This window comes from Streptacidiphilus melanogenes, from assembly GCF_000787835.1.
GTDB lineage: Bacteria > Actinomycetota > Actinomycetes > Streptomycetales > Streptomycetaceae > Streptacidiphilus > Streptacidiphilus melanogenes.
Map to the genome: position 1 here is coordinate 230,318 of NZ_BBPP01000005.1, position 14,562 is coordinate 244,879.

14 protein-coding genes and 4 tRNA genes are annotated in these 14,562 nt (G+C 71.4%); 9 read left to right on the forward strand and 9 right to left on the reverse strand.

The window, feature by feature from the left end; all coding sequences use genetic code 11:
* Positions 1-9: 9 nt before the first annotated feature.
* A complete protein-coding gene (purM, locus tag TR49_RS08450) occupies positions 10-1,086 on the forward strand; it encodes a phosphoribosylformylglycinamidine cyclo-ligase (RefSeq protein WP_042378931.1) in 1,077 nt (358 codons plus the stop codon).
* A gap of 164 nt (positions 1,087-1,250) precedes the next feature.
* Here purM and TR49_RS08455 read toward each other — a convergent pair whose 3' ends face one another.
* Positions 1,251-1,499, reverse strand: coding sequence for a DUF3073 domain-containing protein (locus TR49_RS08455; RefSeq protein ID WP_042371685.1), 249 nt, complete (start codon positions 1,497-1,499; stop codon positions 1,251-1,253).
* Between the two features lie 363 nt (positions 1,500-1,862).
* A complete protein-coding gene (locus TR49_RS08460; RefSeq protein WP_042378932.1) occupies positions 1,863-2,990 on the reverse strand; it encodes a Glu/Leu/Phe/Val dehydrogenase dimerization domain-containing protein in 1,128 nt (375 codons plus the stop codon).
* A gap of 358 nt (positions 2,991-3,348) precedes the next feature.
* Between TR49_RS08460 and TR49_RS08465 the strand changes: the two genes are divergently transcribed.
* Together TR49_RS08465 and bldC are read left to right on the forward strand one after the other, a co-directional pair.
* Positions 3,349-4,371 carry a DUF8083 family protein gene (locus TR49_RS08465; RefSeq protein ID WP_042378937.1) on the forward strand — a complete coding sequence of 341 codons (1,023 nt, stop codon included), beginning with the start codon at positions 3,349-3,351 and terminating at the stop codon, positions 4,369-4,371.
* Positions 4,372-5,046: 675 nt separating this feature from the next.
* Positions 5,047-5,253, forward strand: a complete 207-nt coding sequence (gene bldC / locus TR49_RS08470) for a developmental transcriptional regulator BldC (protein ID WP_033321412.1) — start codon at positions 5,047-5,049, stop codon at positions 5,251-5,253.
* A gap of 283 nt (positions 5,254-5,536) precedes the next feature.
* Here bldC and TR49_RS08475 read toward each other — a convergent pair.
* Together TR49_RS08475 and TR49_RS08480 are read right to left on the reverse strand one after the other, a co-directional pair.
* Positions 5,537-5,610 (reverse strand) — tRNA-Asp (locus TR49_RS08475).
* A 96-nt stretch (positions 5,611-5,706) separates the two neighbouring features.
* Positions 5,707-6,444: a VIT1/CCC1 transporter family protein gene (locus TR49_RS08480; RefSeq protein WP_042378939.1), complete on the reverse strand. Its 738-nt coding sequence runs from the start codon at positions 6,442-6,444 to the stop codon at positions 5,707-5,709.
* A gap of 385 nt (positions 6,445-6,829) precedes the next feature.
* Between TR49_RS08480 and TR49_RS43630 the strand changes: the two genes are divergently transcribed.
* Both TR49_RS43630 and TR49_RS08490 read left to right on the forward strand, forming a co-directional pair.
* Positions 6,830-7,558, forward strand: a complete 729-nt coding sequence (locus TR49_RS43630; RefSeq protein WP_084724681.1) for a M23 family metallopeptidase — start codon at positions 6,830-6,832, stop codon at positions 7,556-7,558.
* A 164-nt stretch (positions 7,559-7,722) separates the two neighbouring features.
* Entirely contained in the window at positions 7,723-8,799 is a 1,077-nt protein-coding gene (locus tag TR49_RS08490; RefSeq protein WP_042378940.1) for an alpha/beta hydrolase, read from the forward strand.
* A 55-nt stretch (positions 8,800-8,854) separates the two neighbouring features.
* On the opposite strand, the gene TR49_RS08495 is transcribed toward TR49_RS08490, so the two are convergent.
* Entirely contained in the window at positions 8,855-9,547 is a 693-nt protein-coding gene (locus tag TR49_RS08495; protein WP_042378942.1) for an NAD(P)-dependent oxidoreductase, read from the reverse strand.
* A gap of 74 nt (positions 9,548-9,621) precedes the next feature.
* Here TR49_RS08495 and TR49_RS08500 point away from each other — a divergent pair, with 74 nt between their 5' ends.
* The 3 genes from TR49_RS08500 to TR49_RS08510 all read left to right on the forward strand — a co-directional run bounded on the left by TR49_RS08500 (position 9,622) and on the right by TR49_RS08510 (position 12,049).
* Positions 9,622-10,266, forward strand: coding sequence for a TetR/AcrR family transcriptional regulator (locus TR49_RS08500; protein ID WP_042378944.1), 645 nt, complete (start codon positions 9,622-9,624; stop codon positions 10,264-10,266).
* A gap of 219 nt (positions 10,267-10,485) precedes the next feature.
* A complete protein-coding gene (locus tag TR49_RS08505) occupies positions 10,486-10,809 on the forward strand; it encodes a hypothetical protein (RefSeq protein WP_152627129.1) in 324 nt (107 codons plus the stop codon).
* Positions 10,810-11,062: 253 nt separating this feature from the next.
* Positions 11,063-12,049: a class I SAM-dependent methyltransferase gene (locus TR49_RS08510; RefSeq protein ID WP_042378946.1), complete on the forward strand. Its 987-nt coding sequence runs from the start codon at positions 11,063-11,065 to the stop codon at positions 12,047-12,049.
* Between the two features lie 1,023 nt (positions 12,050-13,072).
* Here the strand turns inward: TR49_RS08510 and TR49_RS08515 are convergent.
* The 3 genes from TR49_RS08515 to TR49_RS08525 all read right to left on the reverse strand — a co-directional run bounded on the left by TR49_RS08515 (position 13,073) and on the right by TR49_RS08525 (position 13,376).
* Positions 13,073-13,146: transfer RNA gene (locus tag TR49_RS08515), tRNA-Phe, on the reverse strand.
* Between the two features lie 27 nt (positions 13,147-13,173).
* A tRNA-Asp gene (locus tag TR49_RS08520) sits at positions 13,174-13,247 on the reverse strand.
* Positions 13,248-13,303: 56 nt separating this feature from the next.
* Positions 13,304-13,376, reverse strand: a tRNA-Glu gene (locus TR49_RS08525).
* Between the two features lie 114 nt (positions 13,377-13,490).
* Between TR49_RS08525 and TR49_RS08530 the strand changes: the two genes are divergently transcribed.
* Positions 13,491-13,841, forward strand: a complete 351-nt coding sequence (locus tag TR49_RS08530) for a metallopeptidase family protein (RefSeq protein ID WP_042378948.1) — start codon at positions 13,491-13,493, stop codon at positions 13,839-13,841.
* A 326-nt stretch (positions 13,842-14,167) separates the two neighbouring features.
* Here the strand turns inward: TR49_RS08530 and TR49_RS43635 are convergent, their stop codons facing one another.
* Positions 14,168-14,344, reverse strand: coding sequence for a hypothetical protein (locus TR49_RS43635; RefSeq protein ID WP_160311555.1), 177 nt, complete (start codon positions 14,342-14,344; stop codon positions 14,168-14,170).
* Positions 14,345-14,562: the final 218 nt, after the last annotated feature.

The following is a 14,562-nucleotide window of genomic DNA, read 5'->3' on the forward strand; positions in this document are numbered from 1 at the left end:
GGCCGTCCCGTGTCTGACCAGTCCACCGGTGCCACCTACGCCGCCGCCGGCGTCTCCATCGAGGCCGGGGACCTGGCCGTCGAGCTGATGAAGAAGTGGGTCGGCAAGACCAAGCGTCCCGAGGTCGTCGGCGGCCTCGGCGGCTTCGCCGGCCTCTTCGACGCCAGCGCGTTCAAGCGCTACGAGCGCCCGCTCCTCGCGACGGCCACCGACGGCGTCGGCACCAAGGTCGCGCTGGCCGCGGCCATGGACAAGCACGACACCATCGGCCACGACCTGGTCGGCATGGTCGTCGACGACCTCGTGGTCTGCGGTGCCGAGCCGCTGTTCATGACCGACTACATCTGCGTCGGCAAGGTCCACCCGGAGCGGGTCGCGCAGATCGTCAAGGGCATCGCCGAGGGCTGCGTGCTCGCCGGCTGCGCGCTGGTCGGCGGCGAGACCGCGGAGCACCCCGGCCTGCTCGGACCGGACGAGTACGACGTGGCGGGCGCCGGCACGGGCGTGGTCGAGGCCGACCGGCTGCTCGGCCCGGACCGGGTCCGCGCGGGCGACGTGGTCATCGCCATGGCGGCCTCCGGGCTGCACTCCAACGGCTACTCGCTGGTCCGCCACGTCCTGCTGAACCAGGCCGGCTGGCAGCTGGACCGGGAGGTCCCGGAGTTCGGCCGCACGCTGGGCGAGGAGCTGCTGGAGCCCACCCGCATCTACTCGCTCGACTGCCTGGCGCTGGCGCGGGCCACCGAGATCCACGCCTTCTCCCACGTCACCGGCGGCGGCCTGGCGGCCAACCTGGCCCGGGTCATCCCCGACACCCTCCACGCCCGCCTGGACCGCGGCACGTGGACCCCGATGCCGGTCTTCCAGACGGTGGCCGGGGTCGGCCGGATGGAGACGCTGGAGATCGAGAAGACGCTCAACATGGGCATCGGCATGGTCGCCGTGGTGCCGCAGGAGTCCGTCGACGCCGTCCTCGCCATCCTGGAGGACCGCGACGTGGAGGCCTGGATCCTCGGCGACATCGTCGAGCGCGCCGGCGACTACGCGAAGGCCGACGGCGCGGCCCTGTACGGCGCGTACGCCTAGCACCGACCCCCTCCGGGGCGCGGACCACTCCCGTGCCCCGGAACGGGCGGCAGAACCGAACCTGGTGACGACGCCGAACCTGGTGACGACGCCGATCGTGGTGACGACGAAAGGCCGACCCGGTCAGACCGGATCGGCTTCGTCGTTTTCAGGGTGTGGTGACGTCAGGCCCGTTTGCGCGAGGGACTCTCGTCCACGTCCTCGTCGTCGTCCACGTCGTTGTATAGCTGTGCGTACGAGGCGTACGGATCGTCGTCCTCGTCCTCGTCGTCGAACGGCTCCGGATTGACCGTGTCGTTCGTATCCGACACGCCCAGCTCATTAGCCAGGCGTGACGCGTCGAAGCCGCCGCTGTTGTACTTCAGCTGGCGGGCGACCTTTGTCTGCTTGGCCTTGGCCCGGCCGCGCCCCATGGCTCGACCCCCTCAACGACGGAGCCTCTGGCTCCGAGTCTTGTCACGCGTTCATGATTCGGAACGGCTCCTCGCCGAAGATGAGAGAGCCGGTCCTTAGAGCAACAACGGTACCTGCTTCCAGCGCCGTACGGTACGCCGCCTGTGCGACGTGGCGCACGCCACCCTTGGTTGTGACCATATTGATGCAGGTCAGGGCCGCAAAATGGGCGATGAGCGGCGGTGTGGACCGCGTGCCCCAAGTGACCGTTCCGACACGATTATCCCCCGTACGGGCAAGGGGTATCCCCCGGACGGGGGCTTCAGGTGAGAACGCCGTTCCCGTCCGGGGGTATCCCTTCAAGGGGATTCGTGACGCCGAAGTCAGCGCGAACGCGGCAGCAGGATCGTCCGGAGGCGGCCGACCTCGGCCATCCGGCGCTCGGCGAGGCGGTCCGCGGCGACGGCCGGCGGGACGCCGTCCGAGTCGGCAAGGGCGAAGATCTCCAGGGTGGTGTCGAAGATCTTCGACGCCTTGGCCTTGGCCCGGTCGAAGTTGAAGCCCTCGATCTCGTCCGCGACCTGGATCACGCCACCAGCGTTGATCACGTAGTCCGGGGCGTAGAGGATGCCGCGGTCCGCGAGGTCCTTCTCGACGCCCGGGTGCGCCAGCTGGTTGTTCGCGGCGCCGGCGACGATCTTCGCGGTCAGGGCCGGGACGGTCACGTCGTCGAGCGCGCCACCGAGCGCGCAGGGGGCGTAGACGTCCAGGTTCGCGCGGATCAGCGCGTCGGTGTCGGCGGCGACCTCGACGCCCGGGTGCGCGGCGCGCACGCGGTTGACCGCGTCCTCGCGCACGTCGGTGACGACGACCTGCGCGCCGTCCTCGATCAGGTGCTCGACCAGGTAGTGGCCGACCTTGCCGATGCCGGCCACGCCGACGCGGCGGCCCTGGAGCGAGGGGGAGCCCCACTTGTGCTGCGCGGCGGCGCGCATGCCCTGGAAGACGCCGAAGGAGGTGAGGACGGAGGAGTCGCCGGCGCCGCCGTACTCGGGGGAGCGGCCGGTGACGAAGTCGCACTCGCGGGCGATCACGTCCATGTCGGCGACGTAGGTGCCGACGTCGCAGGCGGTGACGTAGCGGCCGCCGAGGGACTGCACGAAGCGGCCGTAGGCGCGCAGCAGGGCCTCGGTCTTGATCTTGTTCGGGTCGCCGATGATGACGGCCTTGCCGCCGCCGAGGTCGAGCCCGGCCATGGCGTTCTTGTAGGACATGCCGCGGGAGAGGTTCAGGGCGTCCTGGACGGCCTCTTCCTCGGTCGCGTAGGGGTGGAACCGGGTGCCGCCGAGGGCGGGGCCCAGAGCGGTCGAGTGGATCGCGATCACGGCCTTGAGGCCGGTGTCGCGATCGTGGCACAGGACGACCTGCTCATGGCTGTCGCCGGGCGCCGCATCGGGGTCGCTCGCGAAGATCCGGCTGAGTACGCCGGAACGCTCACTGACATCAGTCACGGTGGTGACTCCATTGTCGACTGGCGTCCGCTTGCTGTGGTGCGGACGTTCTGTCTGAAGCGTAGGACGGCCGCCCGGCCGCGCGGTACGGGGTCCGGCTGGCGGACAGTCGTGCCGCGGTCGCGAGCCGGTCGCTGCGCTGCTCGCGCGGCGTTCCGGGCGGTCGGCGGCCGGTCGGTGCGGGCTCGACGAGGCGGTCGCGCGGGGCCCGCTCGTGGGCGGCCTGTGCCCGGCCGGCGGTGGGGCACAGGCTCGGGCGGAGGCCGGGGGAGCAGGCCGGACGCCGCCGGGCCGGGCGGCGGGAACGGACCTCGTGCTTCCGGGGCGCCGGAGGGGTGGGGCGTGCGACGATGCCAAGGTGCCTACCTTGCGGACCTCGGTGCATCCTCCTTACGCCGCCTACTTGCGCGTCTACGAGCCGCTGGCCGCCTTCGCGGAGCCGGAGCGCTCGTACTGGCAGAGCTACGCCGCCGAGGGCCCGAGACTCACCGCGGTGGACGAGCACCGGGCCCGGCTGGCCGACCTGACCGCCGTGCCGCCGCTGGCCGTCCCGGAGCAGGAGAGCCGCGACGCGTTCGTGCACGAGGCCGACGGCGTCCTCTACCTCTGCCCCTGGCGCACCCGGCTGCGCAGCTGGCTCGCGCTGGCGGAGCTGCGCGAGGAGCTGCCCGCGCCGTTGCTGGACGCGGCGGTGCCGCCGGTGGTGCGGGCCCAGGCCGAGGCGGACTGGGACAGCTGGCGGGCCCGGCATCCCGACGGCCGCCCGTGGATCCTGACGAGCACCTGGAGCATCCCGGTGCGCTGGTTCCTGCTCTTCGGTGACGAGGAGCGCGAGTACATCCCCTCCGGCTCCGAGCTGGCGGTCGAGGGCACGGACGGCTATCCCGACGGCCTGCCGGACGGTCACAGCGGTGGCGGTTACGACGGAGGCTTGGACACGGGCTTCGGCGACACAGGCCCGGAGGGCCCGGACGACCCGGCCGAGGGCGCGGCGGCGGACGCGCGGCAGGAGAGCGCGAGCGCGAAGCGGCGACCCGCGCCGGTGCTGCGCTACCGCACGCCCATGGCCCAGGCCCGTCGCCGCGTGGCCCGGGGCTTCCGGGTCCTGCGCGAGACGCTCGACGCCGGCCCGCTGGTCGACGGTGTCGAGGAGGTCGGGCGCTGGTTGGAGGAGTTCCACCCGCGCTCGCTGGTCGAGCTGGACTACGGCGGCCTGGTCCACGCGATCCCGGAGCAGGGGCTGGCGGGGGACCGCTCTGCGGAGGAGGTGGCGGAGGGCGTCGCCGCGCTGCGCGCCGGCGACCCGGTCCGGGCCGGACGCTGCTACCGCGCGCTGACCGATCGGTGGCGTCGGGTCCAGGAGCTGCAGTACGCGAACTGATCCCGCTGAGCTGCGAGAGCCCTCTCCGGAAGTACTCCTGAGGAGCTGTCACCACTCCCAATGGTCACAGCAACAGCACAGCTCAGAGGCGGGTCGGCCACGGCCGACGGGTCTACGCGCGTCCAGTCCTGGCGGAGTTCCGCCACGACGGATCACGCCATGGACGGCCCCCGGACCAGTCGGACATGCGTGGCACCATCTCCTCAGACGTCACAGGGGTGCTTATCCCGTCTCCACATGGGACCTAGGTCCCAGATCGGGTCAATCCCCCATCAACGTGATGTGACTCACCGTTGACGCGAAGGTCGCACTGGGTGTCAAAATAGGACAACCAGCCTCACTCAGGACTGCTCTGCCCACGTAAGGGTGGTTCTGCGGACATCGGGGGCCTTCGCGGGGGAAGCGGGGGTTCTTGATGCCGTGACGGGGGGTCGCTTTGCGGTGACTGTCCGTTATGACATGGTCCATTGTCATCCGTCGACCTTGGCCCCCCAGGGGTCAATTCCGCCGGTTTGGCTGATTGGACTGGACGGATGGTGTAGTTGTAGTGCCAAGGACAAGCCGTTCGTCCTATTACCGACTTGGTAGGCGGTGGCCATTTCGGACATCGCACACCAAGGTGCAGAATTTCTAGGAAAGAACCGTGTTGGTTCGGTTCTCCCGAGGAGGCCGCTCATGACCGCTCGTACCCCTGATGCCGAACCCCTGCTGACGCCGGCCGAGGTCGCCACCATGTTCCGCGTTGACCCGAAGACGGTCACTCGCTGGGCCAAGGCTGGCAAGCTCACCTCGATCCGGACGCTGGGGGGTCACCGCCGCTACCGCGAGGCGGAGGTGCGCGCCCTGCTTGCGGGCATTCCGCAGCAGCGCACGGAGGCCTGAGAGGGCTTCGAGTAACAGCTTTGAACTGCACCGGACTCCGCCGGGTCCGGTGCAGTTCTTTTTTGTTTTCGGGTTCCTTTTTCGGGATGTGCAATTTTACATATAAAATGAGCAGGTGTCCCGGCGTGCCGAACGTGAGCAGTCGTCAAGAAAAAGGACGTGACTCGCGTCACATGCGCCACATCCCCCACGCCGAACGCACGTGGGACCCACGTGGGACCCACACATCGTGCGGAGAAACAGATCAGCCCGGATCCGATTGGATCCGGGCTGATCGTGCAAGCGACCCCGACGGGACTTGAACCCGCGACCTCCACCTTGACAGGGTGGCGAGCTAACCAACTGCTCCACGGGGCCTTGTGCGAGTGAGACTCTACTGCATGCCGACCGCCCCGGTCGAATCGCCCTTCGAGCGCTGTTCCGGCGGTGCGCCGCAGGTGAGCGGGGTCGTCCTCAGGCCGCGTGGAGCAGCACCCCCGCCGTGTAGGTGATCGCCATCGCGATCGCACCCCCGAGGACGTTCCGGGCCACCGCAGGGGCGACCTTGGCCGCGCCGAGCCTGGCGCTCAGCCACCCCGTCAGCACGAGCGCGGCGATCACCGAGCCGACGGTCACCGGCACCCGGATCGAGGACGGGGGCAGCACGATCGCCAGCAGTGGCAGCAACGCCCCCACGGTGAAGGCCACGAAGGAGGCCCCGGCGGCGTGCCAGGGGTTGGTCAGCTCCTCGGGATCGATGCCCAGCTCCGTCTCCGCGTGCGCCGCGAGCGCGTCGTGCTCGGTCAGCTGCACCGCGACGTCGTGCGCCAGTTCTCGGGGGAGCCCCTTCGCCATGTAGAGGCCCGTCAGCTCCTCCAGCTCCGCCTCGGGCGTGTGGGCCAGCTCGCGGCGCTCCTGGTCCAGGGCGGCGAGCTCGGAGTCCCGCTGGGTGCTGACGGACACGTACTCGCCCGTCGCCATCGACATCGACCCCGCGAGGAGGCCGGCGAGGCCGGCCGTCAGCAGCTCGGCGGAGGTCGCTGCGGCTCCGGCGACGCCCACGACCAGACCCGCCGTCGACACCACCCCGTCGTTCGCCCCGAGCACCCCGGCCCGCAGCCAGTTCAGCCGCGACCCCAACTCCCCCTGCCGATGCGGCTCCCCCTCATGCCCACGATCCCCCGCGGAGGACCGGTCCTCGTCGCTGCTCACGTCCGCAGTCTTTGCCACCCGCCCGGTTGTTGCACCCACGACGCGCGGGGGAGACCCCACGTCCTCCGCCTCGACCGCGGTCACGCGGCGGAAGGCGGTCCCTGCGTGGGCCACTTCGCAGCTGTGCTGCTGCGCTGCTGCGTCGGCCGGGCGGCCGGGGCGCCTGAGGCGGTGTCACCCGGCGCCTGGCCCGGCGCGCGAGGTGGCGGCGGGAGCCCGCCGTCCGGGGGAGCCCCCCGCGGAAGGGCCCGCCTCCGGGAGCGGAGCCTCGGGCGTTGGCGGGAGGGGGAGTTGTCGTCGCGGAGACGATCCGCGCTGGTGGGGGCTGCGCCGAACGGGTGGCGGGGCGTTGGTGCCGCAGGTGTGCGGCGGGTACACGTGTGCCGTGGCACGACTCGTGGGTCCCCTGGGGACCTCCTCGCGGACCGGGTGGGGTGCGCTCCTCGGCCTCTGCCTCGGTGCGCTGCTGCCGGTCGCGCTCGCGCCCGGCAGCGCGCTGCACGCGGGTGGGCGAGCCCAGTGGGTGCCGAGGCTCGCGCAGGATGCCGTGGTGCGGCAGGTGGGCCCGGAGTGGCTCGCCTTCGGGCGCGGACGGCTGCGGCTCACTCCGGCGCGGCTGCTCGCGTACGCGGACGCGCCACGGCCCGCGCCGAGCACGGTCCCGGCCGCGTCGGCCCCGTCGCTCGCCCCGGGTTCCTGCGGAGTGGCAGGGTGGTTCAGCCCGGCGCCCGGAGCGGTGATCAGTCAGATCTTCGGCAACCCCGACCCCGAGTACGCCGCCGGCTATCACACCGGTGTCGATTTCGCCGTCTTCAGCGGCACGCCGCTGCTCGCGATCGCCGACGCGGTCGTCGAGGTCGCCGGCTGGGGCGGCGCGTACGGCCACTGGATCGTGCTGCGGCTGCCGGACGGTCACTTCGCCCTGTACGCGCACATGTCCCACCTCGACGTGCACGCGGGCGACCGCGTGGCGGCCGGCAGCCGGCTCGGGCTCTCCGGGGAGTCGGGGAACGCGCGCGGGCCGCATCTGCACTTCGAGATCCGCACCGAGAACCACTACGGCGCGGTCATCGACCCGCTGCCGTATCTGCGGGCCCACGGCTGCCGGGTATGAGTCGCCCGGGTCCGGACCCGGGTGGGTGAAGAAGTCGGCAAGAGTTTCCGGTCGTGCAGGAAACACCCAGCATTCGCACAGATAGGCTGCGTTCGGCGTGGACACGGCACATCACGCCCGTACATGAACGAAAGCGCACGGAAGCCACGGAGCACAGACCGACCATGAGCCTCACCGGCACGCCGTTCTTCGTCCTCACCGTGGCGCTGATGATCGGGGCCATGGCCCTGCTCGCCCTGGTCTGGAACCGAATACCCGGGCCACGGCCGGTCCGCTACGCGGGCCGGATGGGCGCGACGATGCTCAGTCAGATCACCGCCGTCCTCGTGGTGCTGGTCTACGTGAACAACACGATGGGGCCGTTCTACGACAGCTGGCAGGACCTCTTCGGCGGGGACGCGAACCAGTCGGCCACGGCGACCGACGTCTCCGGCGGCGCGACGCACGAGAGGCTCACGTTCACGAACTACCTGCCCGGCGTGCGGACGACCGTCGCCCACGGGCCCGCGTCCGGCATCGACGGCAGTCTCTACGTCTGGCTGCCGCCGCAGTACGAAGACCCGGCCTATGCGAACACCGCCTTCCCCGTCGTGGAGCTGCTGCCCGGGACGCCCGGCACGCCGCAGGCGTGGTTCGGGTCGATGAAGGTGCAGGACGAGATGGCCCAGCTGATGGCGCAGGGCAAGGTCAAGCCGATGATCCTGGTCGCAGCCAAGCTCAACGTCATCCCGGGCGGCGTCGACCCCGGCTGCGCGGACACACCGGCTCCGGGCGGGGCCAGGACGGCGACGTGGCTGTACCGGGACGTGCCGAGCCTGATCGCGGCCAACTTCCGTACCGCGAAGAACCCGCGCAAGTGGGCGATCATGGGTTACTCGGCCGGTGCCTACTGCGCCGTCAACCTCACTGTCCAGCACCCGGACGTCTTCCACGCGGCCGTGAGCCTCTCCGGATACAACGGCCCCGAGGCTCCGCTGGTCGCCAGGAACCCGGCGCTGAGGAACGCCAACGACCCGTACCTGGTCCTGCGGGGAGAGAAGCACCAGCCCGACATCGCCGTGCTGATGGCCGGCAGCGCCCAGGACCCGGGAACGATCCCGGCGGCCAGGAAGCTGCTGTCCGTCCTGCACACCCGAGGTCCCAACCAGCTGCTGACGGTCCAGTTCGGCGGACACACGACCAACGTCTGGCGCACCATGCAGCCCGGCGCCCTGCTCTGGCTCTCAGCCCGGCTGAACTGACCAGCCCCGCCCGTCGTCGCCTTGCCGTCGCCGTCGCGTCCCCGCCGCTCCCTGTTCAGCGCTTCCGCAGGACCTCCTCGCGCAGCAGCCTGAGGAAGCCGGGCCGGGCGTCGACGGTGACCACACCCATCGCGCCCCGCAGGTGGGCCTTCTCCGCCGTCTCGCGCAGCATCGCGGCGGCGAGGTCGGCGCGAGCGGTGTAGAGGCCGTCGGCGCTCCGGGGCGCAGTCCGGTAGGAGGTGACGGAGGCGTGGTCGAAGAGTCCGGAGGGGCGGACGACGGTCCAGTCCAGGGTGCTGTCCGCGAGCACGGCCTCCATCCGGCGCATGTCCTCGTGGGCGCTCCGCGCGACGACGCGGTTCACGTACGGGTCGAGCACGTGGTTGAAGAAGAACTCGCCGCTGGGCCGCCAGGCCGGGTCGAGCGCGGCGGAACTGACGGCCAGGAGGCGCTTGACCCCCTGCCGCTCCATCGCGGCGACGGCGTTGGCGATTCCCGTCGAGTAGAGCGAGACCGGCGCGCGGCTCGGCTGCACGCCGAGCGCCGACAGGACCGCGTCCGCGTCCGCGACGACGGCGTCGAGCACGCCCTCGCGGGTCGCGTCGGCGGCGACGGTCGCGAGGCCCGGGCGCGCCGGCAGCGTGTCCGCGCGCCGGGCGACGGCGGTGACGCGGTGGCCTGCGGCGAGGGCCTGGTCGGTGAGGGCACGGCCGGTCGGTCCGGTGGCGCCGAGGACGACGAGATGCACGGAGACTCCCTTGGTTCGTGGCGAACGGGTGAGGGCTTGACCGTCGCACCGCGGAGCGCAGATATTCAACACTGATGAATAAAACCCAGACCCCCGCGCGCCAGGCGACGGGCGCCGTCCGCCGTCGTGGACGGCCGCACGGGCACCCGCAGACCAAGGCCCGGATCGTCGCCGCGGCCGAGCCGCTCTTCCTCGAACACGGTTACCGGGCCACCACCCTGCGCGCCGTCGCGGCCGCGGCCGGGGTCGACTCGGCCCTGATCGGCTATCACTTCGGGTCCAAGCGCGGCCTGTTCGGCGAAGTCACGCAGATCCAGTGCGCCCGGGCGCTGGACCTCACGCGGGCGTTCACGGGCAGCCGCGAGGGCCTCGCCGACCGTCTGCTGGCCGTCGTCACCGAGCTCTGGGACGCGGCCGAGGTGAACCGCCTGGCGGTGGAGAACGAGGAGGTGATGCGCGCCTTCCGCGAGTACCTGGAAGGGGAGGTGCTGGCGCGCCTTGCCGAATATCTCGGCGGCCACGACGCGACCCGGCGCGCGCTCGCCGCGGTGACGCTGATCGGCGGACTGATCTTCACCCGCTACCTCAACCCGCTGCCCCTGGCGGCGGCGCTCCCTTCCGAGGAGATCCGCCGGACCCTCGCCCCGGCGCTGCGCGCGGCGCTCGCCCCGGCCGCCGGCGGTCCCCGTACTGCACGCGCCACCCGCCCCGGGGTGTAGTCGGCACCACCCCCGATTCGGCTGTTGGAGCTACCGACTCGGCCAGCGTTTCCCGGAAGGCTGAGTCCGTGCCCGAGAGGCCTCGGGCAGGGGAGAGTCGGGGACTCAGGGGGAGCCATGGCGAGCACGTTCGCACTGCACAGCGGGGCCTGGACCGGAGCCGGGCACCGGAACGGTCGGATCCGTCCGGGCGTGGGGGGCCGGGCTCGGGCTCGGCGGGTGACCTTGCCGGTCGCGCTGGTCGGCATGGGCATAGCGCTGATCCCCTGGATGCTCCTGCTGGCCTCACAGGGGGAGTGGCCGTGGGTGGGCCTCGACGTGCTGGAGTCGACGGGCCTGATCGGCACCGGTCTGCTGTTGCGTCGCGGGGATGCCCGCTCCGCCTCCACGGCGGGGGCCACGGCCGCGCTGCTGCTGACCGACGCCTGGTTCGACGTCACCACCTCGCACGGGGCGGAGCTGGCCCAGGCGTGGGTGCTGGCCCTGCTGCTGGAGCTGCCGATCGCGGCGCTCTGCGGGCGACTGGCCCTACGGCGCGGCTGAACCCGCGGGGTCCTGTGGTCGGCGGAGTTCTCGGTCGCCGGAGTTCTCGCGGTGGCGGATTTCCCGGGGCGGCGGGTTCTGTGACCGGCCCGGCACCGTCGGTTCCGGGGAGCCGACGGGACCGCGGCGTTAACCGGTAGTGCGGCGAGTCAACCGAACGGATGAGTGACCCGTGCCGCATCCTGGCGTTGATCAGGTCGAGGGCGGCCTCCTACGGTCGCCCGTCCGCAGTCCCGCCACGCCGGAGCACGCCATGGCCGTCCCCGCCTCTGCCCACGACTCGTCCCTCGCCTCCACTGCCGCCGCCGATCCCGTCCTCGATCCGGACGCGCCCCGTCCGGCCACCCTTGAGGACGTACCGGGGTGGTTCCCCGTCACCGACCACCGTCTGTTCTGCTGGCTGCTGGAGCACCAGCGCGAGCGGAAGATCCCGGGCGACATCCTGGAGATCGGCGTCTACCTCGGGCGCAGCGCCATCCTCCTGGGCCAGCACATGCGTGAGGGCGAGACCTTCACCGTCTGCGACCTCTTCGAATCCGAGGCCACGGACAGCGCGAACTCGGCCGAGATGAGCGGCAGTTACCGGGGCAAGCTGACGCGTCGCGCCTTCGAGGCCAACTACCTCGCGTTCCACGACACGCTGCCGCGCATCCACCAGGGCCCCAGCGAGGAGCTGGCCGACACGAAGCTGATCGCGCCGGGCAGCCAGCGCTTCATCCACGTCGACGCCTCGCACCTGTACGAGCACGTCGCCGCCGACCTGCGGTTCGCCCGCGAGGCGCTGCGCGAGGACGGCATCGTCGCCCTGGACGACTACCGCTCCGAGCACACTCCCGGCGTCGCCGCCGCGACGTGGGAGGCGGTCCGGTTGCACGGGCTGCGGCCGGTGGCGCTCACGCCGCAGAAGTTCTACGGCACCTGGGGCGATCCGGAGTCCACCCGGCAGGCACTCATCGAGCAGTGCCGCCGCCGCGATCCGCGGGCGCCCGACCTGCAGGTCGTCTACGAGGAGCAGGTCCCGCGTCTGTGGGCGGGAGCACTGCCGGCCCAGGAGCAGCCCCGCTCGCGCTGGTTTGCCCAGCACCAGGCCGAGCAGGAGGCGCGCAAGCGCGCCGAGCGCGCCGCCCAGCAGCGCCTCCCGGCCCGCGCCCGCCGCCTCGCCGCCGACCTCACCCCGCCGATGGCAGCCCGTGCCCTGCGCAAACTCCGCGCCCGCGCCCGGTCCCGTGCCCAGGCGTAGCGTCCGTCCTTGGGGCCGGGCCAACCCGCCGGGATTCACGCCGGCCAAAATCGCTTCACCGGGGTGATGCGCTACTCCTCCACGTGACACCGGCTTCCTACGGGGCTCTGGTCGACCCCGCGGTCGCCCCGCCGTACCGTCGCGCGTCGCGACTGTTCGGGCGCAGGCAGGCAACAGAGCATGACCGTCGACCACTGGCGGCTCGCGCTCACGGCTTCGAGTTCAAGCCTCGCCCGTGCGCCGGTTACGGCGGGCCGGCGCTGACCCGAGCCCCGGGGGGCTCGGGTCAGCGGCGCGCTGCCTGGACCTCGCTCTCACATCCGTCGGTCCCACCATCCAGGACTGGCAGGTTCCTCGCCGTAGGTCGCGGCCAGGACCCGCGCGTCGATCGCTCCCACGACTGCGGCAAGTTCACGGCGGCTGCGCCGACCGAGAGCGTGCATCGCCCTTTCAAGGCCGAGGCGGCCCTCCGGGGGGTCGTCGTCGCAGCATGGGCATGTGAGACAGCTGCCGTCGTAGGTGCCCACCGGCAGACCGAGCCAACGGCGGCTGCACATCCGAGCGGCCTGCCCTCTCCACCAGAGAAGGTCCAGCTCGACCTTGCCGGGGCACCCCGCTGCGCGCTCCCAAGCGCGGATCTCGCCCAACGTGCGGGCGGACACGCCGTCAATCACTGACAGTCGCCGCCCCAGGCGTGGGCGCAAAGGAAGTGCGGCTCGTACGGCCGCAGGCCGTCTACGCGGCATCGCTCCCGAGAGATGTCGTCATGGGCCGCACGCTTCCACGTGCCTGCCCGCCCCCGCCACCGATTTCAGGTCCCTGGGAAGCGCCATCCGCTGTCCCGCAAGGGGTGTCCACGACGCCAGCCTCCCAACTCATCGACACCGCCCTGTTCCTGGCAAGGCACGGTGCCCCGGTCCTGCCGCTCGCAGAGCTGAGCTGTTCTCGAACCGGTTGTCGTGGTGGACACGAAAAAGCCCCTGGCGGATTACTCCGCTAGGGGCTTCCTGCTGGTCAAACGAGTGGCCAGGGCCGGGGTCGAACCGGCGACCTTCCGCTTTTCAGGCGGACGCTCGTACCAACTGAGCTACCTGGCCAGGATCCCTCGTGAGAGGGAGCCTGAGCGACCCCGACGGGACTTGAACCCGCGACCTCCACCTTGACAGGGTGGCGAGCTAACCAACTGCTCCACGGGGCCATGCACACAAACCGCGTGTGTAGGCCTGCTGTACTGCTTGCACTGCTGTTACTACGTGCCCCCAACGGGATTCGAACCCGTGCTACCGCCTTGAAAGGGCGGCGTCCTGGGCCACTAGACGATGAGGGCTGGTGGACCGTACCGGCTTCCTTGCGGCCGTCGGGGACGTTCAGAAGCATATGGGATGGGAGCGGGAACACCAAAATCGGTTTCGCGGGCAGGCGACGAGGTCAGGGGTACGGCGTGCTGTGGATGGGCCGGGAACGGTTCGAAGAGCTGGTCGGGGACGCACTGGACCGGATTCCGACCGAGCTCACCCGTTTGATGGACAACGTGGTGATCTTCGTCGAGGACGAGCCGCCCGGCGGCGGTCCGGAGCTGCTCGGGCTGTACGAGGGAACGCCGCTGACCGAGCGCGGTGAGTGGTACGCCGGGGTGCTGCCGGACCGGATCACCGTCTACCGGTATCCGACCCTGCGGATGTGTGCGAGCGAGGACGAGGTGGTGCGGGAGGTCGCGGTGACGGTCGCGCACGAGATCGGACACCACTTCGGCATCCCGGACGAGCGGCTGCACGAGCTCGGCTACGGGTGAGCGCCGGGTCCCTGGGTGGCGGAACGTTCGTGTCCGGTGCGGCCGTGTCCTTTGCCTGGCCGTCGCGTTGAGAGGGATGAGGGGGCGGGAAGCAGCACGTCAGGCGAGGAAGCGGGGCCGGTCGCGATGGGCAAGGTCGGAGCGGGGGCGTGTCGGGTCGCGGTGTGGGCGCTGATGACCGGGGCCGCGGTCGGCGCGCTGTCCGGGTGCATGGAGGTCGGGCCGGCCGCGGCGCCGGTCGGCGCGGACGGAGCGACGGTGGGCCCCGGAGGCGAGGGTGGCACCTCGCAGGACGGCGCGGGCGGCCACCACGCGGGTCTGCGGCACTACGCGGGTGGGGGGCTCGACGCCGGGGCGAGCCCGAGCGCGGGGGAGAGCGCGGCACGACCCAGCTCCGGGCCGTCGGCGGCGGTGCCGGTGCCCGTCGTGGTCAGCCCACCCGTGAGCACGCCGACGCCTGCGGGCCCGACGACTCCGCCGGCGCAGCCCAGCAGTGGGCCCACCGAACACCCCACGCCCACGCCCACCGTGGTGACGAGCCCACCGGCGTCCCCGAGCCCGTCGTCGCCCGCGCCGTCGGCAAGCCCTTCCGCAGGCTGATCCGGCGGGGTAATGTGACGCCTTTGGCGCACCATTTGGCAGTCGTGTCCTCGCTGCGCTATCTTGGTAGATCGTTGTGTTCAATTTGCCCGGCGCCGTACTGATCTAAGGCGCACCTGGC